Below are 20,085 nucleotides of genomic sequence, written 5' to 3'. Positions count from 1 at the left end.
CCTTTATTCAAACCTTCACTTTCAGCTATTCCAGCTCCGCCGGATCAATCCCCAACTCCCGCAGTCGTGCAGCCAGGCGATCGGCCCGCTGCTGTTCTCGCTGGGCCAATTCTTCAGGAGTTGGCAAGCGTTGTCCCTCCTGAGTGTACCAGTACAGCCATTCCCGCTCTCGTCCCAGGTGAATTCCCCGCTCTCGTCCCAGGGCCAGCCCAACCTCCGGCAGCCAAACCCGATCGCCCAGAGGCATATCCGATTGCAGAACGTATTCACGATTTTCCAGTCGGTAGACTTCCAATGGTTGACGCTTGCAGCGGTTGCGACGAGTGGGAACATAAATCGCGTAGTAGAGAATGCCTAACTGAGCATAGTCAATTTTCTGTATCCGTACACAGGGTTAGCAAGGTAGTCAGGAGGATCGCTGTAGGTCGGGAAGCGGAAGTAAAGAAGGGGCAGGCAAGCCCCGACGCTTGGCATAGCAAGCATCGGTGAGATAATCGAGGACATGGCGATTTTGCCGCCGCAGCGTTGCTACAACCGTCATCATTCGTCCGACAAACAAACTGCCTGCCTCACTTTGGGAGCCATAGCTACAGCGTCGCCACAACACTGCTGGACGAATCGCCTGTTCTGCTGCATTATTGGTTGGCTCTACTCCAACGGTTGTGACGAATAACCATAAAGCAGGTTCTACTTTGAGTAACTGCTGACAGGTTCGCACCGTCTTTGCCAAAGGTGTCTTTTCTCTGGTCCCAATTGGGTAAGCCGCTCCTTCTTCCAACAGTGCTTTCACCCGTTGTCGAATGGGTGCTACGGCTTCTATCCATTGGGGGCGTGCTAAGGTTCCATCTCGCACCCGATGCCATAACTCAAATAATTTCTCTTGCTGTTGGAGAAGTTGCTCTCCCAAGGTCTGGCTCACCCCACCCCGTTCGGCAATTTTGGTGAAATCGCGTTTCAGATGCGCCCAACACAATTGTCGCCATTGCAAGTTTAACCAGTTGTAAGCACTGTAGCGGTCGCTGTTGACAATCCCAGCAAAATCAGTTCCTAAGATGCTTTGAGCGGTGGCTTGAGAGCGGCTTAACGCCACCTGGAAATAGCACACCAACGGGGTTACCATCACCCACAACCAGCCTCGCTTCCCCTTGCCATTGTTCCCATCGGCGTTACCCTGAGGCAAACTCGTTTCATCTATCCCAACAACGGGTTGCTGCTGCACATAGCGATGAACCGCTTCGACGGGTTGCTCAATCGCTTCACTCATCTGTTGCCGCAAGCGTCCGACACTGCCCACGGAGATGGGAATCTCAAACAATTCACTCAACAGCCGCACCACCATCCGGTGACTTTGACGATACTCTCCACTCAACAGTGCGACTAATGCACACAGCCTTTCCCCATAGCGACAACCATCCACAATCTCGCCATCATAGGCACGGCTGCTTACCCCACACTGGGGGCACTCCAACGCATGAAAGCGATGTTCCAAAACAATCGGTTGTAACGGTGGCAAATCTACGATCTGACACCGTTGCGGATTGGCATCTTTCCCTCTCAAGCGATGTCCACATTCGCAACACACCTCAGGGTAGTGATCCTCAATGCGCGTACATTGTTCCGGCGGGTAAAGTTCCTGCGAATGTCCCGGATGTCCCGGTTGTCCGCCTCGCGCTTTCCCACTTTTCTTTTTCGGGGTAGCCTTGAATCCCTTCGGAGGGTCTTGCGAAGGCGGTTGCGAGGAGTTTTTGGAATTGCGCTGAATTTGCTCTTGTAACGCTTGCTGGCCTGCCTCTAATGCCTCAATACGCTCCAATAGACGCTGCACCAACTGCTTGACACTCTCCGGTGTGTTGGCCCAGTCCTCTGCTGAAATTTCGCTTAAAAAGGCATTCGGGGATTCCATGCGTTTTAGCCTAGCAGACTTACCCTCACATCGCTCACTCTTTCTGCTTTACCCTGTGTACGGATACTAATCAAGAGCGTCCGCATCAAGCATTAAATTACCGTACTCCTGATCAGGTGTATGAACAGGAGAAGATAGAAGATAAAACCGCTTGAGGGATTGTAAATTAGATTGTGTCAGAGAATAAAACAAGATCTAATGAACTATAGAACTTGAGACACAACCCTATGACTTTTCGACCTGAATTACTCGATGAACTGCTCCAAGGCTACGAGAACCCGGAAGACCTCCTAGGCAACGAGGGCATTGTCAAACAATTGACGGCAGCCTTGGTAGAGCGGTGTTTGAATGCAGAGATGAAAACGCATCTGGAGGAACAATCCTCTGAACCAGCCAGTGAGGGCAAAACGGCTCGCAATCGTCGCAACGGGCACAGCAAGAAGACAATCAAGGGCGAGTTTGGACAAGCTGAGATCGCGGTTCCCCGTGACCGTCACAGTGAATTTGAGCCCATCATCGTCAAGAAGGGACAAACTCGCTTTAACGGGTTTGATGACAAGATTCTCAGCCTGTATGCCCGAGGCATGAGTCCTCGTGATATTCAAGCTCAATTGCAAGACCTCTATGGAGTGGAGGTATCGGCTGGACTGATTTCCAACATCACTGATGCGGTCGAAGCGGAACGCAAACTCTGGCAAAATCGACCGCTTGATGCGCTCTACCCGATTGTCTACTTTGATGCGATTGTGGTCAAAGTTCGCCAAGACGGACGAGTGGTCAACAAAGCGATCCACCTGGCTCTGGGGGTGACCTTGTCCGGTACCAAGGAATTACTGGGGATGTGGATGACTCAGAATGAATCTGCCAAATTCTGGTTAGCGATTCTGACAGAGTTACAGAATCGAGGACTCAAGGACATCTTCATCGCTTGTGTCGATGGACTGACAGGCTTTGCCGATGCCATTGAGACGGTCTTTCCCAAAACGACGGTGCAGTTGTGCATTGTCCATATGGTGAGGAATTCCCTAAGCTATGTCTCCTACAAAGATTGCAAAGCAGTTGCTGCTGACCTGCGATTGATCTACACCTCTAGCACTGAAAACCAGGCAGAACAGCGGCTAGTTGAGTTTGCAGAGGCTTGGGATAAACAATACCCGACCATCAGCAAGTCCTGGATGAATCACTGGGGACGCATCATCCCATTCTTTGCCTTTCCAGCTGAAATTCGCAAAGCTATCTACACCACCAACGCCATCGAATCCCTCAACATGACCCTCAGGAAAGTCCTCAAAAATCATCGAGCTTTCCCAACCGATGATTCTGCGCTCAAAGTCGTTTACCTGGCAATTGCTAACATTGCTAAAAAGTGGACGATGCCTATCAAAGATTGGAAGGCGGCACTCAACCGTTTTGCCATCGAGTTTGAAGATAGGTTTCCGCTTTAACTTTGCTCCCTGACACAATCTGTTTGACATATCCGTCTGTGATTCAGACTTGTCGCGCACAAGGGCGTTCTGCTTTGCAATTCTTACGACAGGTCTTGATTGCGGCAACTCAAATCGATGCCGCTCATCCGATGCCTACTCTCATTCCCTGGTCAAGCACCTGAATCCTTACACAAAAACAAGTTCCAGTCCTTCAAAATCCGAATTTATTTTCTCTATATATCTCTCTGCGGATTGCAGATTGAAATAGCAATGATTTGCAAAAATGATTGCCCAATCTTCTAAAAAATTTGTTTGGATTAAACTATTTCTAAGATTTTCAAGCGTCCCTGAATTTAGCGTTGAGCCACCAATGCAAAGAATTTTTTCGGCATATTTAAAATTCGACATAAATTGAATCACGCGGATTGTGAAGATTGACTTGCGTTTTCGACAGGTTAAGTTAATCAACAGATACGCTTCAAGTACCGCCACCAGCACCAACTAGAAGGCTAACGGCAAAAAGCAGCGGCGGCAAATAACCTCGGCAACCCCACAAGCGGCTTTCATCTGTCCGCTGCCTTGAAGTGTTGGGGTGCTGGTGCTTATGACCTAGTTGAAGCAGTTTGAAGTTGTTTTTCAATCGCATCACAGGCTACACCAACCCCATTTTCTGATTGGATGATACCGCTAACTTCTGAAGCTTTAGTTGCATAACTTGGATTTTCTAACAACTGACGTAATTGCTTGACTACTCGGTCGGCTGTGTACTGATTTCGAAGAATTGTCCGTGATGTTCCCAAGCGTTCAACTCTGGCTGCATTATCCGGTTGATCATGGCTATAAGGCATGACAAGAGTTGGGCGACCTGCCCGTAATGCCTGAGCTGTTGTGCCAATGCCACCTTGATGCACGATCGCACAAGCACGCGGAAAAACTTGAGAGTAGGGAACATAAGTTATGGAAAAAATGTTCTCTGGCAGATCCTTTGGAGGAGCATTTTTACCCATTAGCAAAACAGCACGGCAATTCAGTTGCATTGCAGCTTCAATACTTTCCTGGTAAAAACGACCAGGAGCCATCACTGCGGCTGAACCTAAAGTAAAAACAATTGGGGGATCGCCCTTATCCAAAAACTGTTGAAGTTCCGGTGCAAGTTCTGTCTCACCTTCGTTGCCATCATAAAATGCAAACCCAGTGAGTACCGTATTTCTTGCCCAATCAGGTTGAGGCTTTGCGAATACTGAAGAGAATAATGCTAGTACAAGGTAAGGTGAATATTTATCATCAATGAATGGATTTCCCTTCAAAGGTGGCAAGCCAAGCTCGCGTCGTAATTCATGGATCGGCTCTGCCCAGGATTTAGACAACACTTTTGATAATTGAATGATGCCTCGGTTAGCAAGCGAACCTAGCCCCCGTAACTTGGCAAGAAACGGCAGTATAGGCAAGACGGATGGATCATAAACCGAAAGAAATGAGGCAGGCTGTAGGACAGCGAACGCCCACGGAATTCCTAACTTTTCTGCGACCAATCGAGCCGCTACAACTCCTTCACCTGTAATGATGAAGTCTGCATCTTCAGCACTAGCCATTAAATCGGTGTAGGTTTCACGTAAATTCGCACAAACCCAATTTTTGATGACGTACTCAGTGCCCGTTTTCAGATCCATCATCCGCGCCATTTCTTGAGGATCATGAAGCGCAGTGTTGTCAGGACGCATTCGACGAAACGCGAAACCGAGAGCCTCAACTTTATCCTGATATTCCTTGTGAGTTGCAAACACGACATCATGACCACGCTTTCGTAACTCAAGCGCGATCGCAATTTTAGGGTGCAAATCACCAAAAGACCCCATGGTGGTTAAAACAATTCGGCTCACTACTGCGCCTCTCAGCTAATGACACCGTATAGAATACTTGCTTGATTTTAAAGCCTCACTGCCCCAACAGTGAAACTGGAGTACCGCCCTTACCAAGATATAAAGCAGCCCAACTATTTATTGTACAGAGTAGCTCTACATATCCTTTCATCCGAGGTGAATGAACAAACTCCCTGCTGTATATCTGCCTCAAATAGCTGGATTTACAACAATCCTACTGTACATCTACTTGAATTAGGGTGGATCTACAGCGAAATTCCGTAGATCCGACCAGACAATCTCAGTAAAATACCTATACTACAAGATGTATTTTATACAAGAGTGTTGCACGATCCGATGCTGGAACCTCGTCCTCGAAAGCTACTTGACCAAGTGCGTGATGCTATACGGGTCAAGCATTATTCATATAGCACGGAGAAAACTTACGTCTCCTGGATTCGTCGCTTCATCCTGTTTCACAACAAACGCCATCCTAACGAGATGGGCGCACCAGAGGTCACGCAGTTTCTCACCCATTTAGCTGTAACCGAACAGGTCGCAGCCAGCACTCAGAATCAGGCACTTAATGCCATTATTTTCCTTTATCGTGTCGTCTTGCAACAAGAGCTAGTTGGCATTAATGCCGTGCGGGCAAAGAAATCGCGCTACCTCCCCACTGTCTTAACGCCAGAGGAAGTGCAGCAAGTCATTTCTCACTTGTATGGCATGTACAAGTTGGTGATTCAATTGCTACATGGTAGCGGACTACGCTTGAGTGAGGGATTGGCATTGCGGGTGAAAGATGTGGATTTTGCTCAACAGCAATTGGTGATTCGAGAGGCCAAAGGCAAAGAGAGCCGAGTCACGATGTTGCCTGCTTGTGTGGTTGAACCCCTGCAAGCGCATCTGCAAACGGTGCGACAGTTGCACCATCAAGACCTGGAGCGCGGTTATGGCTCGGTCTACTTACCCTTCGCCCTGGAGCGCAAATATCCCCATGCCGATCGCAGTTGGATATGGCAGTATGTGTTTCCTGCCGATCGTCTGTCGCAAGATCCGCGCAGTGGTGTAACCCGACGACATCATCTGCATGAAACGGGAATCCAACGGGCAGTAAGGGAAGCAGTGAAACGAACAGGGATAGAGAAACGAGTCACCTGTCACACCTTTCGCCACAGCTTTGCGACGCATTTACTCCAGAACGGCTACGACATCCGCACGGTGCAAGAGTTGCTGGGCCACAAGGATGTGGAAACCACGATGATTTATACCCACGTGTTGAATCGAGGTGGCAAGGGTGTTCGCAGTCCCCTCGATGTCTAAACCCGATCGTCCCCTTCCCTCCATTCCCTATCACCCATTACCAATTACCCAAAATCCGATCGCCCCTAAGAACACAAACAGGATAACTTCAGGATTGTAGATTGAATCATTGGTGCGATCGCCGACTTCATAGATTGGGCGGGCAAGATGCCCACCCCACAAGAAAAAGAAGATGAAGTTAGAGGGTCATTGAACGAACATAGATCCGCATAATTTCTCCGGGTTCTTTTGTTGTCGCCTGCTGGATTTGCGAGAAGGGTAAAGGTCTTGACCAATCCTCGGCGCGACAGAAATCGCACTGGTACAGACGAGCAATCGTGATTTCCACATCATTGGGTTGACCGATCATCAGAATTTTGACCGATCGCCGGGCAGGGGAAATCAGCCGATCGCCAGAGGGGGGCTGATCGAACAGTTTGTCAGACATAGTTCATGAATCTCCTTGTGTTCCAGGGTTTGAAGAAACCCCAGAGACTAGCCCTCAATATCAGACAGGGCAAGCGACAGGCATCGGGTGGTATCATACACCCTAGCCTGGACTAGCTTGAGTAGTCTGGGTCAGGAGGTTAAGCGTTTTGCTTGCCAGGCGCGCTTGACCTCCGCTAGAGAAGTTCGTCTCCAGGTCGTCCAGCTACCCCCAGGTCTATGCAACCCAAAAGATAGCTATAGCTGATGAGCGTAGCATTAATCGATCGAGCAAATCAAGTTAAAATTGTTACAGTTTGGTTAGCGATTCGTTGCCCAGGTTTGCAGAGTCACAATGCTGTGATTTCAAGGATTTCAAACGTTTCCCTATCAAGCAGCTAAATTGCATCCAGGACAGACAACAACCGATCGACACTGGCATTGGGTTCCAGAAAAGAGAACAGATGGCGGAAGCGAATTTGTCCCGTGCGATCGAGGATAAATTGGGCGGGTAGAGGTGCACCGAGAGCCTGTCCGAGGCGATACATTCGAAACACCTGACAGGTTGGATCGCTGAGTAAGGGCATTTTCAGCCCCAAATCACGGGCAACGATTTCGCTCTGGGACTTATCTGTGCTGGTGATCATCAACACTTCCGCGCCACGCTGCACAAACTTTTCGTAGGACTGATTCATGGCCACAATATGCGGATGGCAGAGCGGACAGTAATGGCGATCGGTAAAAATCCGGGTGAAAGCCAGCACCACCGGGCGGCGATCGATGGCAATCCCAGCACTGGCAATCCCAGCAGACAGTGGGCCAACATAGTCTGATAGCTTCACGAATTGCCCAGTCTGGACATTAACTAACTCAAAGGGAGGGGCAAGCATTGCCATCGGAAACTGATTGGTGGGTGGGATCGGAAACAGGTTCTTAACAAACCGCTCACTCAGCAGTCCACTAATGTCATTGGTTGCCACCATACTTGAACGCCTCCGATTAGGAACACCCATCCTGTCCCTTTAGTCTACGCCGGACAGGCCGATCGCCTCAACTCAGCCCTGAATCTATCGTAAACGATCGCTCAAAACCATACCCCTCCTGAGTCGAGTCCGATCGGCAGCAGTATATTTACTTCATCAACTTGTAAAAATTTTGTAATGACTCCCGGAATTACAGCGTAACAAATCGCAAAACTCTATCTTAGGAGAGAGACAAAACTGATTTAAAAACCCCTCAATAGTGAATAACGTTTACATTTCGTAAAATACCCCTTAAGTTTCACGTAGCATTTTGGAGGACAACGGTGCAAAGATACCCTCGCGTTGTTGTCGTCGGGGCTGGATTTGGTGGCATGCAGGCGGCTCAGTCGCTTGCCCAGCATGGAGTTGAAGTGTTGCTGATCGATCGCAACAACTATCATACGTTTGTGCCATTGCTGTATCAGGTGGCGGCCGCCCAACTGGAACCGGAGCAGGTTACTTTTCCCATCCGCAACTTACTGCGGCGATCGCCCTACCGCCTGCGGTTCTTGATGGCGGAGGTTGAGGAGATCAACCTGGATCAGAAATGGCTCCGGGCAGATGGTGATGTGATTCCCTACGATTATCTGGTACTGGCAACAGGCAGTCAGACGAAGTATCTAGGGGTTGAGGGTGCATCTGAATATGCTTTGCCTCTGCGAACCCTGGAGGAAGCCATTGCCCTGCGAAATCAAATCCTTGCCTGTTTTGAACAGGCTGCCCACACCTCTGATACGGAGCTTCGTCGGCAACTGTTGACCTTTGCCATTGTGGGGGGTGGCGCAACGGGGGTGGAAGTCGCTGGGGCAATCACAGAACTGGTCAAAACGGCGATCGTTCGGGACTATCCCACCATTGATCCTCAGGAAATCCGCATTTTACTGGTGCAGTCGGGCGATCGATTGCTGCCGGAGCTACCGCCGAAGTTGGGACATTACACCTACAAGCGGCTGTGGCAGGTGGGGATAGAAATTTATCTGGACACAAAGGTGAGCCAGGTGACGGAGGGAACCGTTCACCTGGAGGATGGAACAACGCTTCTGGCAGCGACCGTGATTTGGACCGCCGGGCTGGAAGCCACCGTACCCGACACTTCAACTGATTTGCCAGCTAAAGCTAAGGGTAAGTTAGCTGTGCGATCGACCCTTCAGACCGTAGACTATCCAGAGGTCTATGCGATCGGTGATATGGCGTATGTGGAGCAAAACGGTAAGCCGTTAGCAGGTGTGGCTCCGGAGGCCTTACAGCAGGGGGTGGCAGTGGCAAAGAATATCGCCCGTCAGCTTCAGGGTAAAGCCCCTCAGTCCTTCAGCTATTTCAATAAGGGGCGGCTAGCCATCATTGGCTGCTACTCTGGCGTGGGTCAGATTGGCAAGTTTGCGCTGACCGGATTTTTACCCTGGTTGATGTGGTTAGGCGTTCATCTGGTGTATTTGCCCGGATTTCGTAATCGACTGCTCGTACTGTTAACCTGGTTACATAGTTATTTACTCGGCGATCGAATCAGTCGGCGGATTTCGGCTCCAAAGCTTTACAGACATAGCACTCAGTCCAGGGTGCGATCGTCTACTAAGCCGGCCATACTACAGGCGAGTTCATCTTCCCGGTACCACTCAGAAGAGCATTAAGTTGCCAGGCTGGGAAATATAAAGATTGAAAACCCTGGAAGCCGCCTAAGTTCTACATTGCCGCACCACCTGAACGGTTCAACTCAAGCTTTACTGCATTGATTCACCTGATGAGTTTGTCAAATGCACTCAGCAACGCAAACTATCCTGTTGCATTTGTGGTTTATTAGTCTAGTGGTTTATTGGTCTAGCTGTTGATTGGTCTACCTGAAGCCAAGGAGTTCTTTAAAATGTTTGTTCAACGATATGTTCCGGTCGTTGCCCGTACCCTGGTGACATTAATGTTTCTGCAATCGGGTATCAGCAAAGTACTGGATTTTGAGGGGACTCGTCAATTTATGGCAGGAGCTGGAATTCCGCTAGCCTCTGTCACTCTGGTATTTACGATCGCCTTCTTAATTGTTGGTTCTTTGATGGTCATTTTTGGGTTTAAAGCCCGCATTGGTTCTATCCTACTGCTCGCATTCCTCATTCCTGCCACGATTGTTTTCCATAATCCGATCGCTAATCCGGATGAACTCAGCTCGTTTGTCAGAAATCTGACTTTGATGGGTGGATTGCTCATGGTTTTGGCATACGGTGCAGGTGCGATCAGCATTGACGAATGGCTGGCCCAATCCGGGCGTTCTGATTCCAAATCCTTCTCCTAAGGGCGGGTACTGCCCACTGTAAGGGCGCACAGCAGTGCGCCCCTATCGGGTATGTTACTTTGCCACATCCCTCTTATCCATTGGCTTGACCTTCAATTATCCCCTCTGCCTGATGGACGATCGCCCGTAGTTGATCCAGGGTTTTAAGATCTACAGTTTTCCAGAGTTGACGCTGATGGGCTTCCAGTAATCGTTCTGCCATGTCGCGCAGGGCCCAGGGGTTTTTCTGTTGGATAAATACCTGCACAGTGGAGTCGAAAAGGTAGGCCTGGGCAATCCCCTGGTACATATAATCTTCGACGCAGTGAGTCGTGGCATCGTAGGCGAAAAGATAGTCTACGGTGGCGGCCATTTCAAAGGCTCCTTTATATCCGTGGCGCATCACTCCAGCAATCCACTTAGGATTCACCACACGGGAACGATAGACCTTAGCAATTTCGGCTTTCAGCGTTCGGACTCGCGGATTTTCGGGACGGGAATGATCACCAAAATAGGTTTCAGGATTCTTTCCGGTTAGCGATCGTACAGAAGCCGTTAAGCCGCCCTGAAACTGATAATAATCATCGGAATCGAGTAAGTCATGTTCCCGGTTATCCTGATTATGCAAAACAATTTGCAGTTGGCGCAGGCGATCGGCAAAGGCATCAGGGGCAGAGTGCGCTTCTCCCTGTCCGGTGTAGGCGTAGCTGCTCCAGTTCATGTAGGCCCGCGCCAGGTCTTGATCGTCCGTCCAGTTTTGGGATTCAATTAACCCTTGCAGTCCAGCCCCATAAGCTCCGGGCTTCGAGCCAAAAATCCGATAGTTCGATCGTTGTGCGGCCTGTTCGATCGTCAAGCCTGCTGTCTGCCAGGTATAGATTTCCTGGTTCACCTGAGCCGCAAGCGGATTTTGCTCAGGGGGTTCATTGAGGGCGGCCACTGCCTCCACGGCCTGATGGAATAAATCAATCAGATTGGGAAAAGCATCTCGGAAAAATCCCGAAATTCGCAGGGTGACATCCACTCGCGGTCGGCCCAGGATGGAAAGCGGCAAAATTTCAAAGTCAACCACCCGACGGGAAGACCCATCCCACACGGGCCGGACTCCCAACAGAGCCAGAGCCTCAGCCAGATCATCTCCCCCCGTTCGCATCGTAGAAGTGCCCCAGATGGAGAGAGCCAGGGTTTTGGGATACTCCCCCTGTTCCTGAGCATATTGTTCAATCACGGTTTCAGCCGCTTTACGCCCCACATCCCAGGCACTTTCGGTGGGAATTGCCCGAATATCGACCGAGTAAAAATTTCGTCCAGTCGGCAACACCTCTGGGCGACCTCGCGTGGGTGCGCCGGATGCACCGCTGGGGACATAGCGACCGTCTAAACCGTGAAGGAGATAGGTGATTTCCTGTTGGGTTTGGTGCAGGGCCGGAAGGAGGCGATCGTGAATCCAGTTCAGTTCGGCAGGAGAGTGAGGAGTGTTCGCGGAGCGTGGGCGTAGCCCTTGGGGTGAGGAGTGAGGAGTGAGGAGTGAGGAGTGAGGAGAAATCGGTAGCTCAGGCATCTTGCCTGCCCGTTGCAGCGTCAGGGAGTTGGCAACGATAGAGTCCACAAGGCTATTCGCAGTTTGTTCAAGCAGTTCAACCACATCTCCAGTCGTCCGACAGGATTGTATTGCGTCGGGTAGGGGGAATGGCGTTTGATCTTGCGGTTGATGGTCAAAACGATCGCCTGCTGTAAAGGGAGCAGCCAGATCAGCCGTTAATGGATCAATATCCAGCCCCAATCCCTGGCAATAGCCCGCGTCAGTCCCAATCGACCTGCCCCTGGATGCCGAGCGATCGCCACAATCAAATCCCGCAACTGCCGTCCCTGGGGACATTGCCCAAAAATATGGAGTCCATCCCGAATTTGTGACTCCTTTAGTTCACATAAATAACCATCAGTACGAGCCAGAAATTCTGTCCAGCGAGACTCAAGATTTTGGCTTTTGGCTTTTGGCTTTTGGATTGCAACCGCCGACTCGATCGCCCTCTCATCCTTTCCATCTCCCGACTTCCGACTTCCGACTCCCGACTCCTGACTCCCGACTTCCCACTCCTCTCTCCTCTCTCCTCTCTCCTCTCTCCTCTCCCCTCTCCCCTCACTTCCTCTCCCCACCTCCCCCTCCAACCCTTCCCGCTGCACCAACTCCAAAATCCGATCGCGGATCACGGACAACCGAGAGGGATCAAGGCTTTGGGCTTCGTAGTATTCATCAATCAATCCTTCAAGCTGCTGCAAGGGCCCATAGAGTTCGGCGCGGGTCATGGGGGGAGTCAGATGATCGATGATGACTGCCTGCGATCGCCGTTTTGCCTGGGAACCTTCGCCGGGATCATTGACGATAAAGGGATAGAGATGGGGCAATGCACCGATCGCCACTTCGGGATAGCAGGATGCAGCCAGAGCCACACCTTTGCCGGGAAGCCATTCTAAGTTGCCGTGTTTGCCCAAATGGACGATTGCCTGGGCCCCAAATCGTTCCCGCACCCAGTAGTAAAACGCCAGGTATTCGTGGGTGGGTTCTAAATCCGGTGCATGGTAATTCAGACTGGGATCTCGATCGTATCCCCGTGCGGGCTGGATACCGATAAAGATATTGCCGAGTTGAATACCAGGAATGGGAAATGACGTAGGGGCGAATCGTGATTCGCCCTTGGCGGAGGCAGGTGTTCCCCAACGGGATTGAATACCATCCTGGACAGATTGCGGCAGGGAGGTGAAGTAGGTGCTGTAGTCCTCTGCATCCAGGGATTGGTGGATCGATCGCCCCTGTCCTTCGGGATCGTTAGTCATGCCAGCCGTGAGTTGCTGGATCAGGTCATCTCCGGTTAGGGGAATGTTAGACAGTTGATACCCTTGCTGCTGAAGGGCTTTCAGGATCTCCACACAGCTTGCGGGGGTATCCAGTCCCACACCATTGGCCAGGCGACCGTCGCGGGTGGGATAGTTAGCCAGAATCAGGGCAATTTTGCGATCGGCGGGCGGAGTCTGGCGCAGGCGTACCCAATGGGCGGCCAGATCAGTAACCAACTGAATGCGATCGGCAACTGGTTCATAGCCAACCACCTCTACTTCCAGGGCTTCATGGCGGGTTTGAACAGATTTGAAGGACACCGCACGGCTAATAATTCGGCCATCCACCTCCGGCAGGGCCACATTCATCGCCACATCGCGGGGAGTGAGTCCCTGAGTTTGGTTTTGCCACTGTTCGATCGTGCCTCCACTCAAAATCACCTGGATTACGGGAACATCTAGCTGCTTCCAGAGATCGACATTGGGGGTTTCAGTGTCCAGCTTGGCCAGGGAAAAGCTGGTGGTGTTGAGTAAAACCTGGATCGCGGTATCTTCCTGAGTTGGATCACCCTGATCTAGATCACCTGGAGTTGAATCCCCCTGAAACCATTGCAGAACTTCTGCCTGAACATCGGCATCTCGCAGGGATGAAGCGTAGATCGGTACGGGATGGAGCTGGCGATCGACTAACGCCTGACAGAGGGCATCGATCGGGGCGGTATTGCCTGCTAGATAATGGGCCCGGTAGAATAAGATGCCGACTTTAATGCCAACTTTCGCAGAGTTCTGGACTGGTTTCCCTGGCAGGATTTGCTCCTCACAGCGTTGGACTGGCCATTCATACTGCCCCACCCTGGGGATCGCTTGAGGCGGGATCAGGGGATAGTCTGTTTTCAAGCTGCAATTGGCAAGCAGTTTCAGGGCATTGACTGTATTATCTATCCCTCCCTCGGTGAGATACCGCCACAGCCGATCGACCTGAGCTAGGGGAACCGTTGAGTGGCTGATTAAATCAGGATCGGGGCGATCGTCTCCTGGCAAAACGAATAGGGTGGCTCCGGTACGCTGCACCGTTTCCTTCAGGACTTCCAAGCCGTAGGCCCAGTAAGCCCGCCCGCCCAGCAGCCGTAGCACAATCCCCTGAGCCTGGGACAAAACCTCTTCAGCGTAGGTGTCGATCGTGAGGTGCTGCTGAAGCTGAAGCAAATTGACTCCTCGCAGGGCTGGAAATCCAGTCGGCAGGCGGGAAGTAGCGGCAGCAAGCAGTTGAATATCTGTATCGGCAGCAGTCAGAAATACTAGAGGAGCTGGACGCTGCTGGATGAAAATTACGCCTTCGGTGTCCGGAGTCCATCCGCCGGGAAGAGTGGCTAATCGATGCATAGTGAACCTGCTGGACAGGGGCTTTCAGCTTTTCTATCCTGCCATGCTTTCTGGCATCTCAACGCTGCTCTGGCATGATCCGAATCGATCGCTACAATCCGCCCATCTGCTTTTCCTGCGATCGGTATGGCTGGTATAAAGGATAGCCAAAGGGTTTTGAATGCCTCCTCCTTGAGAGGGATTTAGGGAAAAACTCCTGTATGTTAGCTGGGTTACTCCAGAAATTGCGTAGCTGGAACTGGTATTTTCCAGCTCTAGGGACTGCGATCGGTCTGCCTCTCTAGGTTTGGGGTTAAGGGAGTCCGGTTAAATGGCTGATCTAATTCAATCCACACTAAAGGAAATTTTAAAGATTGGCGTGCAAATTTTTCCGGAGCGAAGGAGCGAATTTAACAATATGGAAGTATGCTGCATCTGTAGTGAGTTTGCTGTAGTGAGTTTGTTGCATCGCTGCGAAACAACCCATTTCTCGCCACGTTCCCCTGTTTAGGGCATCCGATTCTGATTCAGATCTGTACCCAATAGAACCTTCACTGTCTCTATTGGAACCATGATTCTGCCTGATATTCGTTAGCATCTAACCAAAAGCTTACGGAAGGTAGATGTATTCCCTTCTGCCTATCCCGGATCATTGAACTACGCATTCACCGTTTTGTTAAAGAAATGATGAAGTTGCAGGGCGGTTTCGCCTGAATTGCGAAGTTTTTGCAAACCTTATCTGATCCCCTTAGTGCTCTTTGACTGGGACGGTTTATAGTCTCAAGAGAGAGCTTCAGTATTACCACTTAAGTGTATCCCTGTCATATCGTGTAGCTTTCAGTACAATGCTTAATTATTTTATTACTGAGCCAATGAGTTCAGAGACTACCTCCTCTCCTGCAATTGCCGAAGCTCCGCACCCATCTACGATGTCCGTGTTCAAACGGTGCATTGATATTTTGGGAGCTATTGTGGGGCTGCTGATACTCTCAATTATTTTCATCCCGATCGCCATTTTGATTCGGTTAGATAGTCCTGGGCCGATTCTCTATGCCCAGGAACGCTACGGCTTGCGCGGACGGCAGTTCACCATGCGAAAGTTTCGCTCAATGGTACAGAATGCTGATGAACTGAAGGCTTTAATTCCCAATGAATCAAAGGGGTTGGTGTTTAAAAACCAAAATGATCCGAGGGTGACGCAGATCGGGCGATTCCTGCGGAAGACCAGCCTGGATGAATTTCCCCAATTCTGGAATGTGCTGCGGGGAGATATGAGCCTGGTGGGAACGCGCCCGCCGACTCACGATGAGGTTTGTCAGTATCAGCAACACCACTGGAAGCGGCTGAACGTTAAACCTGGAATGACCGGAGAATGGCAGGTGAATGGGCGATCGTCTGTTAAAGACTTTGAGGAGATCGTGAATCTGGATCTGCGCTATCAGCATCGCTGGACTCCGTTCTATGATCTGGTGATTCTCTGGAAAACGCTGATGATTCTCATCCGGCGATCGGGGGCGTATTGAGGGCTTGCATAAATTGCTGACACCTGCGTGATTAATTCCTTTTCTGCCCATCGTTACCCACAACCATCCCTGAGCAGTCGCCATTACAGACCAGCAAGCGGGTGGCTCAACCAGAAAGTGTATCCCACTTTTGCATTTGCATGACGGCTTGTTCACTGGCAGGCAAGATGCCTGCGTTACGGAAATCGATCAATTCAGAAATCGGGAATTCCAGCAGAAAGCAGGCGAAACCAGCCCTATTCCTGCATTCCACCTAGCTCCAGTAACATTCTGGAACTGCCAAAGTAAGTAGACCAGATCTGGGGATCGGGACGGCTCCGCCAGTCGGTGCGGTTGACCTGCAATCTTAAAATCGGTACGACGGACGAACCATTTTCACCCAGAACCAGAATCGCCACATTCGTGATCAAAATATCGCGTTCAAAGCTTTGCTGGGCTGCGGTACGGGCCGCCATTTCAGCCCGCCGAGTTAGCCCTTCGTAGGTTTCATCTGCATCCCACTGAACGGAAACCGTTTGCTCATCGGTATGGGCTTGCCCGATCGAATTCGACGTGACTGCATCGATCGCCACAATGCTGAAGGTGATTCCCAGAATTGGCAAAATCTGAGAGAGAGCCATTTTCCAGGGGACGATCGATCGATTCATCATCAAACCTACCTTGCAAACTTAAGAGCAGCCAAAATATTGAGGCCAAATTTAGGCCAGATTACTGAGGAGAAGAATACAGCAATTCTATCGTGGGGATCGACCTTCAAGTCGAGTAGATTTGAATTGAATGATGAATTTTATGTTTTCACGAAAAAATGAGTTGTCCCCTTCTGGTTCTACGTTATTGTTAATAGACCCCTATCAGTTTCTCAAACGGTACTTGTCATGGCAAACTACTGGGCGATCGCCATTGGCGTAAATCAATATCAACATTTTCAACCGCTCATGTATGCCCAACGGGATGCCCAGGTGTTCCGAGACACGCTGATCAAAAATGCGGACTTTCCAGCGCAACAGTGCTTTTTGCTGACCGATTCTGGGGCTGGCATGAACCGCACTGAAACCCTGCCCCAACGCAATAGTATTCAGGCTTGTATTGCCCACACCTGCCGTCAAAGGCTGCATCCGGGGGATGTGCTGTGGTGTTTCTTTAGCGGCTATGGGGTCTGCGTGGATGGGAAGGATTACCTGATGCCGATCGATGGCGATCCCAACTCGGTGGAGACCTCTGGCATTTCGATGGAATGGCTTCTCAGCACCTTGAGCTTGGCCAAAACAGATAATGTTGTGCTGCTGCTGGATGTGAATCGCAGTCAGGGAATGGCAGGGGCAGGCATGGGCAACCAAACGGCTCAGTTAGCCAGAGAACACCGGGTTCCCGTAATCCTATCCTGTCGATCGGATCAGTTTTCCCATGAAACGCTGGCCCTGCGGCAAGGGTTGTTTACCACTGCCCTGCTGGAAGGGTTGCGCTATGAGCAGTGCCGTACGCTGGAACAAATCGCCCAATATCTGGACGATCGCCTGCCCCAACTGAGTGAACACCACTGGCGGCCTCCGCAGAATCCCGTGGCGATTCTCCCTGTCCAGAAAAAGCATCAACTGATGCTGCCCGAACCGTTGCCTGTTGCGGCGGGTCAGATGAATCCCCCGGTTGAACGGGAAGAAACCTTTGCCGAAACCCCCGATCGCTTCATTCCGGTGTATGGCTATCCTCGGGCCGATCGTCGGTCGGTTGCCGAAGCCGATCCGCTGCCCTCAATGCCATCTTTCTCTGCCGATCGCACGACCCAGTTCGATGATTTCCCTTCAGACAGTCTGCTTGCCCCCGATCGACCTGAGCCAGGGGAATCCCTGCCTTCTCCCCAGCGATCGCCGGACTGGAATAGGCTGAGTTCTTTTGCAGACCCTTTTCCAGAGGAGACGGTACAGACCCCCAGTATTGAACCCATCCCGCCAGAGGAACAGCCGGAAATCTCCGATCGGCTATTTTGGCGACGGTTGCTGACCTGGGGTGGAATAATCGCAGCGGTGTTGCTGATCGGGGTCATCATTCGCAATGCCAATCAATCCGATCCTGCTGCTAATACGGCTTTGCTGCTGAACCCCGCCCGTCAGGATGCAGGTTCTACAGAATCCGAAGCCCCATCTGCTGCACCGTCTCAACCTGCCATTCAAGCGGAACCCGGTTCCCCCCTGGAAACGGCTTACATTGCGACCCGATCGCGGCGATTTCAGGATGCCAAGCAATACCTGGAGCAAGTCCCTCGACTCCAGCGGCGGGGGGACTATCAGAAAGTTCTGGATGAAACCAATAAAGGATTGCTGAGTGATGCCAAGGTGACTTTAACCCAAACCCGTGAGTTAACCGATGAAAACCAGGCCAGTGATTTTGTGGCGGCACTGGAGATGGCGCGGCTGATTCAACCGGGCGAACCCCACTATGACGAGGCGCAAGAATATGTCGATCGCTGGAGTCGGGTGATATTTGACATGGCCCAGGGCAGAGCCGATCGCCGCAATGACTCTTCTTCTACGGTGGCTGCCGATAATTACCGGACTGCCATTCGCACCGTTCGGCTGATTCCGCCAGATGCTCCCGTCTATAATCAAGGGCAGGCGGCCATTGCCCAATGGAGTCAGCGTTTATTTGAGTTGGCCAATGATCGGGCGATCGAGGGAAAATATGATGTAGCGGTTTATGTGGCTGAACTGATTCCTTCCGATGCGCCGGTTTATCCAGAGGCTCAGGAAGCGATCGAAGCTTGGCGAGATCTACCGTCGCTGTATGTTGCCCCAACGCCTTAGAACCTATGACTTCTCCTCCGATTCAGTGGTATCCCGGACACATCGCTAAAGCCGAAAAGCAACTGCTGGAACAACTTAAAAAGGTGGATGTGGTGCTGGAAGTGCGGGATGCCCGGATTCCCCTGGCGACCTGCCATCCCCAGGTGGAGCAGTGGATTGGCTCAAAGGGACGAGTGCTGGTATTGAATCGAGTGGACATGATCCCGCCTGCCGCCCAGCAAGCCTGGGTGGACTGGTTCAGAACCCAGGGAGAACAGCCCTACTTCACCGATGCCAACCAGGGAAAAGGAGTCTCGATCGTTTCCCAAGCAACGAAAGATGCAGGCAATAAAATGAACCAGCGTCGCCGCGATCGAGGGATGCTACCCCGGCCGGTGCGGGCAGTGGTGATTGGTTTTCCCAATGTGGGGAAGTCGGCGTTGATTAATCGTCTGGTGAAACGGCGGGTGGTGGAGAGTGCCCGTCGTCCGGGGGTGACCCGGCAACTGCGATGGATTCGGATTTCGGATCAGATTGAATTGCTGGATGCACCCGGTGTTTTGCCGTCTCGACTGGAAGATCAAGAGGCTGCCTTACTGTTAGCCATCTGCGATGACATTGGAGAAGCCGCCTACGATAATCAGCGAGTGGCCGCTGCCCTAGTCGATCGCCTGAAACACATTCAATCCACCGCACCCGAAATGCTGCCAGACTCTCCCCTACAGCATCGCTATGAACTGGATCCGATGTCCCTGACTGGGGAAAGTTATGTGGAAGCACTGGCAGAACAAAAACATCAGGGCGACAAGGAGCGATCGGCCCGTCAGCTTTTGAATGATTTTCGTAAGGGCTTGCTGGGAGCGATTCCCCTGGAATTGCCGATCGGTTTAGAGGAATTGTAGGATTAAGGAAGTGGAACCAGGATAGCGTTTCCCATGCAAACGACCACTCTCTACGATCAAGATTTTTACGCCTGGACTCAGCATCAGGTTGAGTTGCTGCGTACTGGTCGGTTTCGGGAACTGGATATCGAAAACCTGGTCGAGGAGATTGAGTCTTTGGGGCGGCAAGAACGACGGGAGCTTTGCCATCGCTTGGGGGTATTACTGGGACATCTGCTCAAGTGGCACTATCAACCCGAAGCCCGCTCTAAAAGTTGGGCGGCAACCATTCAAGAGCAACGTCGAAAAATTCAACGTCACCTGAAGGAAAATCCCAGCTTCAAGCCCTATCTACATGAGGCGATCGATATAGGGTATGAAGATGGGCTGGATTTAGTCAACCGAGAAACGCCCCTCGATCCGAAGCAACTGCCTTCATCTTGTCCTTTTTCTGAGCCAGCGATCTTCGAGGAACCAGTGAATTGGCCGCAATAATTTTTTAGGACTGGGC

At 51.2% G+C, this 20,085-nt stretch carries 17 protein-coding genes and 1 pseudogene; 9 read left to right on the top strand and 9 right to left on the bottom strand.

What is annotated here, in order from left to right; all coding sequences use genetic code 11:
- Positions 1–25: 25 nt before the first annotated feature.
- Together ACM1PF_RS03440 and tnpC are read right to left on the bottom strand one after the other, a co-directional pair.
- Positions 26–379 (bottom strand): annotated as a pseudogene (locus ACM1PF_RS03440) (Uma2 family endonuclease); the annotation flags it as partial.
- 27 nt (positions 380–406) lie between these two features.
- Positions 407–1,903 carry an IS66 family transposase gene (gene tnpC, locus ACM1PF_RS03435; protein WP_416672324.1) on the bottom strand — a complete coding sequence of 499 codons (1,497 nt, stop codon included), beginning with the start codon at positions 1,901–1,903 and terminating at the stop codon, positions 407–409.
- Between the two features lie 227 nt (positions 1,904–2,130).
- On the opposite strand from tnpC, the gene ACM1PF_RS03430 reads away from it, so the two are divergent.
- Entirely contained in the window at positions 2,131–3,348 is a 1,218-nt protein-coding gene (locus ACM1PF_RS03430) for an IS256 family transposase (protein WP_416672322.1), read from the top strand.
- Positions 3,349–3,516: 168 nt separating this feature from the next.
- Here the strand turns inward: ACM1PF_RS03430 and ACM1PF_RS03425 are convergent, their stop codons facing one another.
- Both ACM1PF_RS03425 and ACM1PF_RS03420 read right to left on the bottom strand, forming a co-directional pair.
- The gene (locus tag ACM1PF_RS03425) at positions 3,517–3,822 is read right to left on the bottom strand and encodes a hypothetical protein (protein ID WP_416672321.1); all 306 of its coding nucleotides are present in this window, start codon (positions 3,820–3,822) and stop codon (positions 3,517–3,519) included.
- A 110-nt stretch (positions 3,823–3,932) separates the two neighbouring features.
- Positions 3,933–5,210, bottom strand: a complete 1,278-nt coding sequence (locus ACM1PF_RS03420) for a glycosyltransferase (RefSeq protein ID WP_416672319.1) — start codon at positions 5,208–5,210, stop codon at positions 3,933–3,935.
- Positions 5,211–5,546: 336 nt separating this feature from the next.
- Between ACM1PF_RS03420 and ACM1PF_RS03415 the strand changes: the two genes are divergently transcribed.
- Positions 5,547–6,512, top strand: coding sequence for an integron integrase (locus ACM1PF_RS03415; protein WP_416676548.1), 966 nt, complete (start codon positions 5,547–5,549; stop codon positions 6,510–6,512).
- Positions 6,513–6,690: 178 nt separating this feature from the next.
- Here ACM1PF_RS03415 and ACM1PF_RS03410 read toward each other — a convergent pair whose 3' ends face one another.
- Together ACM1PF_RS03410 and ACM1PF_RS03405 are read right to left on the bottom strand one after the other, a co-directional pair.
- Positions 6,691–6,939: a hypothetical protein gene (locus tag ACM1PF_RS03410; RefSeq protein ID WP_416672317.1), complete on the bottom strand. Its 249-nt coding sequence runs from the start codon at positions 6,937–6,939 to the stop codon at positions 6,691–6,693.
- A 376-nt stretch (positions 6,940–7,315) separates the two neighbouring features.
- The gene (locus ACM1PF_RS03405) at positions 7,316–7,900 is read right to left on the bottom strand and encodes a peroxiredoxin family protein (protein WP_416672316.1); all 585 of its coding nucleotides are present in this window, start codon (positions 7,898–7,900) and stop codon (positions 7,316–7,318) included.
- A 323-nt stretch (positions 7,901–8,223) separates the two neighbouring features.
- Between ACM1PF_RS03405 and ACM1PF_RS03400 the strand changes: the two genes are divergently transcribed.
- The gene (locus ACM1PF_RS03400) at positions 8,224–9,567 is read left to right on the top strand and encodes an NAD(P)/FAD-dependent oxidoreductase (RefSeq protein WP_416672314.1); all 1,344 of its coding nucleotides are present in this window, start codon (positions 8,224–8,226) and stop codon (positions 9,565–9,567) included.
- 230 nt (positions 9,568–9,797) lie between these two features.
- A complete protein-coding gene (locus tag ACM1PF_RS03395; RefSeq protein ID WP_416672312.1) occupies positions 9,798–10,217 on the top strand; it encodes a DoxX family protein in 420 nt (139 codons plus the stop codon).
- Positions 10,218–10,290: 73 nt separating this feature from the next.
- Here the strand turns inward: ACM1PF_RS03395 and ACM1PF_RS03390 are convergent, their stop codons facing one another.
- Both ACM1PF_RS03390 and ACM1PF_RS03385 read right to left on the bottom strand, forming a co-directional pair.
- The gene (locus ACM1PF_RS03390) at positions 10,291–11,841 is read right to left on the bottom strand and encodes a cobaltochelatase subunit CobN (protein WP_416676547.1); all 1,551 of its coding nucleotides are present in this window, start codon (positions 11,839–11,841) and stop codon (positions 10,291–10,293) included.
- 113 nt (positions 11,842–11,954) lie between these two features.
- Positions 11,955–14,414, bottom strand: a complete 2,460-nt coding sequence (locus tag ACM1PF_RS03385) for a cobaltochelatase subunit CobN (protein ID WP_416672311.1) — start codon at positions 14,412–14,414, stop codon at positions 11,955–11,957.
- 1 nt (position 14,415) lies between these two features.
- Between ACM1PF_RS03385 and ACM1PF_RS03380 the strand changes: the two genes are divergently transcribed.
- Both ACM1PF_RS03380 and ACM1PF_RS03375 read left to right on the top strand, forming a co-directional pair.
- Positions 14,416–14,553, top strand: a complete 138-nt coding sequence (locus ACM1PF_RS03380) for a hypothetical protein (protein ID WP_416672310.1) — start codon at positions 14,416–14,418, stop codon at positions 14,551–14,553.
- Between the two features lie 712 nt (positions 14,554–15,265).
- Positions 15,266–15,916, top strand: coding sequence for a sugar transferase (locus ACM1PF_RS03375; protein ID WP_416672308.1), 651 nt, complete (start codon positions 15,266–15,268; stop codon positions 15,914–15,916).
- A 236-nt stretch (positions 15,917–16,152) separates the two neighbouring features.
- Here the strand turns inward: ACM1PF_RS03375 and ACM1PF_RS03370 are convergent, their stop codons facing one another.
- Positions 16,153–16,566, bottom strand: coding sequence for a hypothetical protein (locus ACM1PF_RS03370; protein ID WP_416672307.1), 414 nt, complete (start codon positions 16,564–16,566; stop codon positions 16,153–16,155).
- Between the two features lie 225 nt (positions 16,567–16,791).
- Here ACM1PF_RS03370 and ACM1PF_RS03365 point away from each other — a divergent pair, with 225 nt between their 5' ends.
- From ACM1PF_RS03365 to ACM1PF_RS03355, 3 genes are read left to right on the top strand one after another with little or no spacing between them, the layout of a single operon-like run.
- Entirely contained in the window at positions 16,792–18,714 is a 1,923-nt protein-coding gene (locus tag ACM1PF_RS03365; protein ID WP_416672305.1) for a caspase family protein, read from the top strand.
- Positions 18,715–18,719: 5 nt separating this feature from the next.
- The gene (gene ylqF / locus ACM1PF_RS03360) at positions 18,720–19,595 is read left to right on the top strand and encodes a ribosome biogenesis GTPase YlqF (protein ID WP_416672303.1); all 876 of its coding nucleotides are present in this window, start codon (positions 18,720–18,722) and stop codon (positions 19,593–19,595) included.
- 33 nt (positions 19,596–19,628) lie between these two features.
- Positions 19,629–20,069, top strand: coding sequence for a DUF29 domain-containing protein (locus ACM1PF_RS03355; RefSeq protein WP_416672302.1), 441 nt, complete (start codon positions 19,629–19,631; stop codon positions 20,067–20,069).
- Positions 20,070–20,085: the final 16 nt, after the last annotated feature.

The sequence above is a fragment of the Egbenema bharatensis FJBBOT/2019 genome, from assembly GCF_048077055.1.
In the GTDB taxonomy this organism is placed as follows: domain Bacteria; phylum Cyanobacteriota; class Cyanobacteriia; order Elainellales; family Elainellaceae; genus Egbenema; species Egbenema bharatensis.
Note: the sequence above shows the minus strand (reverse complement) of the source record. Positions and strands in the feature narration are given on the sequence as shown.